This is a genomic window from Massilia sp. NBRC 108631 (assembly GCF_059704565.1).
Genome location: NZ_BAAKJE010000111.1, coordinates 1 through 6350, shown reverse-complemented (window position 1 = coordinate 6350; position 6350 = coordinate 1). Strand labels below are relative to the sequence as shown.

4 protein-coding genes and 1 pseudogene are annotated in these 6350 nt (G+C 68.4%); 4 read left to right on the top strand and 1 reads right to left on the bottom strand.

The window, feature by feature from the left end; genetic code table 11:
* A pseudogene (locus AC6H42_RS12810) lies at positions 1 to 189 on the bottom strand (cytosine deaminase); the annotation flags it as partial.
* A 238-nt stretch (positions 190 to 427) separates the two neighbouring features.
* Between AC6H42_RS12810 and AC6H42_RS12805 the strand changes: the two are divergent.
* The 4 genes from AC6H42_RS12805 to AC6H42_RS12790 all read left to right on the top strand — a co-directional run.
* Positions 428 to 1222 (top strand): phasin family protein, encoded by a 795-nt coding sequence (locus AC6H42_RS12805; protein ID WP_497548209.1) that lies wholly within the window; start codon positions 428 to 430, stop codon positions 1220 to 1222.
* A gap of 87 nt (positions 1223 to 1309) precedes the next feature.
* Entirely contained in the window at positions 1310 to 3082 is a 1773-nt protein-coding gene (locus AC6H42_RS12800; RefSeq protein ID WP_497548208.1) for an ABC transporter ATP-binding protein, read from the top strand.
* Positions 3072 to 4877: an ABC transporter ATP-binding protein gene (locus tag AC6H42_RS12795; RefSeq protein ID WP_497548207.1), complete on the top strand. Its 1806-nt coding sequence runs from the start codon at positions 3072 to 3074 to the stop codon at positions 4875 to 4877. The genes AC6H42_RS12800 and AC6H42_RS12795 overlap by 11 nt, the downstream gene beginning before the upstream one ends.
* A gap of 126 nt (positions 4878 to 5003) precedes the next feature.
* Positions 5004 to 6350, top strand: a 1347-nt coding sequence (locus AC6H42_RS12790; protein ID WP_497548206.1) for a methyl-accepting chemotaxis protein, incomplete at its 3' end; no start/stop codon positions are given.

Below are 6350 nucleotides of genomic sequence, written 5' to 3'. Positions count from 1 at the left end.
GAGCGTGGCGTCCATGTGGAAGTGGGCGTCGACGAAGGGCGGCGACACCAGGTCGCCGGCGGCGTCGATTTCCTGCGCGCCGCGCACCGGCAGGGCCGGGCCGACAGCGGCGATCTTGCCGCCGGCGATGGCCAGGTCGATGCCGCGCCGGCCGTCCGGCAAGCTGGCGTTGCGTATTACGGTATCCATTGCTGCGTCCGTCGTGGCTTCCATGCTGTCCTCCCAGGCTGCGATGGCCGATTGTAGGCAGACGCCGCCCCGCGGCGCAACAGTATCGGCAAGCCGAACCGTTGAGGCGCCGTGTTGCAGTGCGTCAATACCGTCTTGCAAGCTGCAGAGCTGGCGAAAGAAATAACTTTTCTTCGCCAGCGATCGCCGCTAGAATGGATTTTATTGCAGCGCAATATAAACGTTCCCAGGAGAAGTCATGTTTTCGTTCACCGAACAATTTTCCGCCGCCACCGCCACTGCCAAGTCGCAGCTGGACAAGCAAATCAACGTCGCCAACGAATTCGCCGCCACGGCCTTCGACGGCGTGCAGCAGATCATTGCCCTGAATGTCAGCGCCACCAAGGCTTCGGTGGAAAAGTCTTCCGCCGCCGCCAGGCAACTGTTTGAAGCCAGGGATCCGGCCGAGTTCTTCAAGCTGAACGCGGTGCAGGCACCCAGCCTGGACAACGTGCTGGCCTACGGCCGCGAACTGGCCAGCATCGCCAGCAAGACCCAGGCCGAGCTGCTCGAGGTGGTGAAGGAGCAGATCAAGGACGCCAGCGTGGCCGCCAAGCTGCCGGCACCGGCCGCCGGCGCGTTTGCCGCGCCTTTCACCGCTCCCTTCGCGCATCCCTTCCCGAACCCGTTTGCCAGCCTGTTTACCGACCCGTTCTCCAGCCAGGCCACGGCGGCAGCCCCGGCAGCCGCTCCGATTGCAGCCCCGGTGTCCGCGCCGCCAGCCCCCGCAGCGCCTGTAGCCAAAGCGCCAGCCGCCGTTGCGCCGCCGGCGCCGGCAGCTGCGCCGGTGGCCGCCCAGGCCGAAGCCGAGCCAGCTGCGCCAGCCACCGTGGTCACCCCGCCGGCCCCCAAGGCCGTGGCCGCCGCGGTAGCCGAAGCCGTGGCGCCGGTGCAGGAGGAGAGCGCTGCGCACAAGCCTGGCAAAGCCAAGGCCGGCGCCGCCAAGGCCAACGCTGCCGGCGAAGCCATCTCGCTGAAGGCAGCCAAGAAGTAAGGCGCAGCACAGCGGGAAACCACTCCGCCCTGCAGGGCGGACCTCGCTGAGGTATCCTAGCGGGCTTGACGCTGCAAGGATATTTCAATGAGTTTAACGAGGCTGATCGCCGGCTTTGTGCGCCAGCACTGGCCGGCCTATCTCGCCGCCGCCGCCATGCTGGCCGGCGTGGCTTTCCTGAGCATCCTGGTGCCGCGCCGCATCGGCGCGATGATAGACGGCCTGGCCGCCCACACCTTGTCCGGCACCGCCCTGCTGCTGCAGATCGGCGAGCTGCTGCTGATCGGCGCGGCCATCTATTTCCTGCGCGTGGGCTGGCGCTTGCGCCTGTTCGCGGCCGCCTACCAGCTCGGCGTGCAGCTGCGCACGCGCTTCTACGCGCGCCTGTCGCTGCAGGGTCCGGCCTTCTACCAGAAACAGCGCACCGGCGACCTGATGGCGCTGGCCACCAACGACATCGACGCCATCGAAATGGCGGCCGGCGAAGCCATGCTGGCCGGCTTCGACGGCACGCTGACCCTGGTGATGGTGCTGGGTATCATGCTGCTAGGCGTGGACTGGCGACTGGCCACCATCGCCCTGCTGCCCTTCCCGCTGATGGCGCTGGCCTTCTGGCGCATTTCCAGCCACATCCACACCGCTTCCACCGATTCGCTGAAGCGCTTTTCCGCGCTCAACGGCCACGTGCAGGAAACCCTGTCCGGCGTGCGCACCTTGCGCGCGCTGGGCCTGGAACAGCGCAGCAGCGCCCAGTTCGGCGAACTGGCCGGCCACGCCGCCAAGGCCAGCCTGACCGCGCAAGTGTGGGAAGCGGCCTACGAGCCGGCCGTGGGCCTGACGCTGACCGCCGCCACCGGGCTGACGCTGGGCCTGGGCGGCTACCTGGTGTGGCAGGGCGAGCTGACCATTGGCGCGCTGACCGCCTTTAGCATGTACCTGGGCCAGCTGATCTGGCCGATGTTCGCGGCCGGCTGGGTGCTGTCGCTGATCGAACGCGGCCGCGCCGCCTATGCGCGCCTGCAACCGATGCTGGACGCGCCGCTGGCGGTGGACGACCACGGCAAGATCGCGCAGCTGCCGCCGGGCGAACTGGCGCTGGAGCGGGTCAGCTATGCCTATCCCGGCCAGGCCGCCGGGGCCGAGCCGGCGCTGAAGGACATTTCGCTGCGCCTGCAGCCGGGCCAGACCCTGGGCCTGGTCGGCCCCACCGGCAGCGGCAAGTCGACCCTGCTGCGCATCCTGCTGCGCCAGCTCACGCCGCAGCACGGCACGGTGCGCTGGGGCGCGCACACGCTGGACCAGTACACCTTGCGCGCCTTGCGCGGGGCCATCAGCTGGGTGCCGCAGGAATCCTTCCTGTTCTCGGCCACCATCGCCGACAACATCGCGCTGGCGCGCGAACACGCCAGCCGCGCGGACGTGGAACACGCCGCCGATCTGGCCGCCATCCACGACGACATCCTGCTGTTCCCGCAGGGTTACGACACCGAGGTGGGCGAGAAAGGCATCACGCTGTCCGGCGGCCAGCGCCAGCGCGTGGCCATCGCCCGCGCGCTGCTGGCCGACAACTCCCTGCTGCTGCTGGACGACGCCTTGTCGGCGGTGGACACCGGCACCGAAACGCGCATCCTGGAACACCTGGAGGAACTGCGCCGCGCCGGCCACCAGAGCGGCGCCGAACGCAGCGCCATCATCGCCAGCCACCGCCTGAGCGCGGTGGTCAACGCCGACCTGATCATCGTGCTGCGCGACGGCCGCATCAGCGAAACCGGCACCCACGATCAACTACTGGAGCGGGACGGCTGGTACGCCAGCCAGTGGCGCTACCAGCAACTGGAGGCCAGCCTCGATGCTCTCTAAACCGGACGAAACCTCCGCCCGCAAGCAAACCGCGCAGGCCATCGGCCTGCTGCACCGCGCCGCGCTGCCGGACCGCCACCACCTCGGTTGGGCCCTGCTGTGGCTGATCGCCGCCGCCTTCCTCGAAGTGCTGGGGCCGATCGCCGGCAAGGCGCTGATCGACGAACACCTGCTGCCGCGCCACCTGGACTGGCCGCGCATGGCCACCTTGCTGGCGGCAGTGCTGCTGACCGGCTGGATCGCCAGCGGCCTGCGCTACCTGCAGCTGGTGCGCCTGTCCGGCCTGGCGATGCGCTCGGTGCAGCGGCTGCGCGAGCAGGTCTATGGCCATGTGCTGCGCCTGCCGATGGCCTTCTTCGACCGCGCCATCATCGGCCAGCTGGTCTCGCGCGTGACCAACGACACCGAAGCGGTCAAGACGCTGTACGTGCAGGTGCTGTTCGTCATGCTCGACAGCACCATCGTGCTGGTCGGTACCATGATCGCCATGGCCTGGCTGGACTGGCGCCTGATGCTGATCGTGCTGGCGCTGCTGCCGGCAGTGCTGCTTATCGTCTGGCTGTACCAGCGCTGGAGCGCGCCGGCCGTCACGCGCGCGCGCCAGCTGCGCAGCGAGATCAATGGCCAGATGGCCGAGTCCATCGGCGGCATGCCGGTGCTGCAGGCCAACAACGCGGAAGCGCGCTTCGCCGCGCGCTTCGGCAAGACCAACGCCGAGCACTACACCCAGCGCCTGGCCGAGATCCGTGCCAACGCCTGGCTGCTGCGCCCGGCGCTGGACATGCTCAATGTGATCCTGCTGGGCGCGGTCATCTTCGCCTTCGGCCAGCGTGAAATGAGCGCGGCCGAGGTCGGCATCCTGTACGCCTTCATCAGCTACATCGCGCGCGTGATCGAGCCGCTGATCCAGATCACCATGCAGTTCAGCCAGCTGCAGCAGTCGGTGGTGGCCACGGCGCGCGTGTCGGCGCTGCTGGACGAGCCGGTGGCCGACGAGCACAGCGCGGCGGCCGGCGTGCAGCACGCGTCCCCGGGCGCCGCCTCGCCGGGCGCGCGCGCCGACGTACCCGCTGTGTCCATCCGCCACCTGAGCTTCGCCTACAACACAGAGCAGACCGTGCTGCACGAGCTGTCGCTCGACATTCCGCAGGGCGGCTTCTTCGGCATCGTCGGCCACACCGGCAGCGGCAAGTCCACCCTGCTGTCGCTGATGCTGCGCTACTACCCGGTCCAGCACGGCAGCATCGCCATCCTGGGCGAAGCGCTGGCCGGCATCCCCAACGCACGCTTCCGCGGCGAAGTGGGCCTGGTGCCGCAAGACCCCTTCCTGCTGGCCGCCTCGGCGCGCGAGAACATCGACATGGGGCGCGGCCTGTCCGACGCCGACATCGAAGCGGCCGCGCGCGCGGCCCACGCGCACGGCTTCATCGCCGCGCTCGAGCACGGCTACGCCACCGAGCTGGGCGAAGGCGGCTCGCGCCTGTCCAGCGGCCAGAAGCAGCTGATTGCCATCGCCCGCGCGCTGGCCGGCAAGCCGCGCATCCTGCTGCTGGACGAAGCCACTTCGCGCATCGACAGCCAGACCGAGCAGGTGGTGCAGACCGCGCTCGACGAGTTGCGCGGACGCGTCACCATCATCGCTATCGCGCACCGCCTGTCCACCATCCGCGACGCCGACCGCATCGTGGTGCTGAACCACGGCCGCATTGCCGAGGCCGGTGCGCACGACCAGCTGATGCAGATCGAGGGCGGGCTGTACCAGCGGCTGTACCTGCTGCAGCAGCTGGCCGTCTAGCTCGTCTTATAGCTCGTCTTATAACCTTGTCGCCTAGCTTGTCTCTTTGCCAGTAGCACCAAAGGACAAGTTCCTTTGGTGCCGGCATGGCAGATACTCCGCTCATTCATACCCCGGAGTGTCGCCATGAAAACCCACTTTTCAATCAAACAAGCGTTCATCGCGCTGTTGCTGGTCACCCTGCTGCTGGCCGCGCTGACCCTGTGGGCCATGCTGCGCGTGAGCGAGCGCGAAACGGCCGCCACCCAGGCCCACCAGGCGCGCTACAACTCCTACATGCTGGCCGACGAACTGCGCCAGAGCTCGGACGACCTGACCCGGCTGGCGCGCACCTACGTGGTCACCAGCGATGCCCGCTATGAGCAACAATACAACGACATCCTCGACATCCGCAACGGCAAGAAGCCGCGCCCCGAACACTACGAGCGCATCTACTGGGACTTCGTGGCCGGCGGCGTGCCGGTGCCGCCGGCCAGCGGCAAGACCGTGCCGCTGCAGGACCTGATGAAGCAGGCCGGCTTCAGCGCGCAGGAGTTCGCCAGCCTGCAGGCGGCGCAAGCCAATTCGGACGCGCTGGTGCGCACGGAAGTGACCGCCATGTACGCGGTGAAGGGCTTGTTCGACGACGGCAGCGGCAAGTTCACGCGCCAGGGCGAGCCGGACCTGGCGCTGGCCCGCAAGCTGATGCACGACCAGGCTTACCACCAGAACAAGGCCCGCATCATGCAGCCGGTGAACGAATTCCTGACCCAGCTTGACGCCCGCACCGGCAGCGCCGTGCGCGAGGCCGAACAGGCCGTGCGCGCCGCCTTCACGCTGGCCGTGGTGCTGGTGCTGCTGTCGGTGGCGGTGCCGGTGGCCGGCCTGCGCTTCATCTACAGCCAGCTGAAGCGCGACCTGGGCACGGCCATCACGGCCGCCGAACGCATTGCGGCGGGCGACCTGAGCGCCGACATCGTGGTGCGCCATCAGGATGAAATCGGCACGCTGATGCAAGCCATCGCCACCATCAACAACAGCCTGGCCGGCATGATAGGCGAGATCCGCGGCAGCACCGAGCAGATGAGCACGGCCACCAACGAGATCGCGCTGGGCAACGCCGACCTGTCGGCGCGCACCGAGTCGCAGGCCAGTTCGCTGGAGGAGACGGCCAGCTCGATGGAAACGCTGACCTCCACCGTGCAGCAAAACGCCAACAGCGCCAGCCAGGCCAACCAGCTGGCCGGCACCGCCTCCCAGGTTGCGGCCAAGGGCGGCGCGGTGGTGGCGCAGGTGGTCAGCACCATGGGCGCCATCAAGGAAAGCTCGGGCCGCATCGCCGACATCATCGGCACCATCGACGGCATTGCCTTCCAGACCAACATCCTGGCGCTGAACGCGGCGGTGGAAGCGGCCCGCGCCGGCGAGCAGGGGCGCGGCTTCGCGGTGGTGGCCTCCGAAGTGCGCAACCTGGCGCAGCGCTCGGCGGCGGCG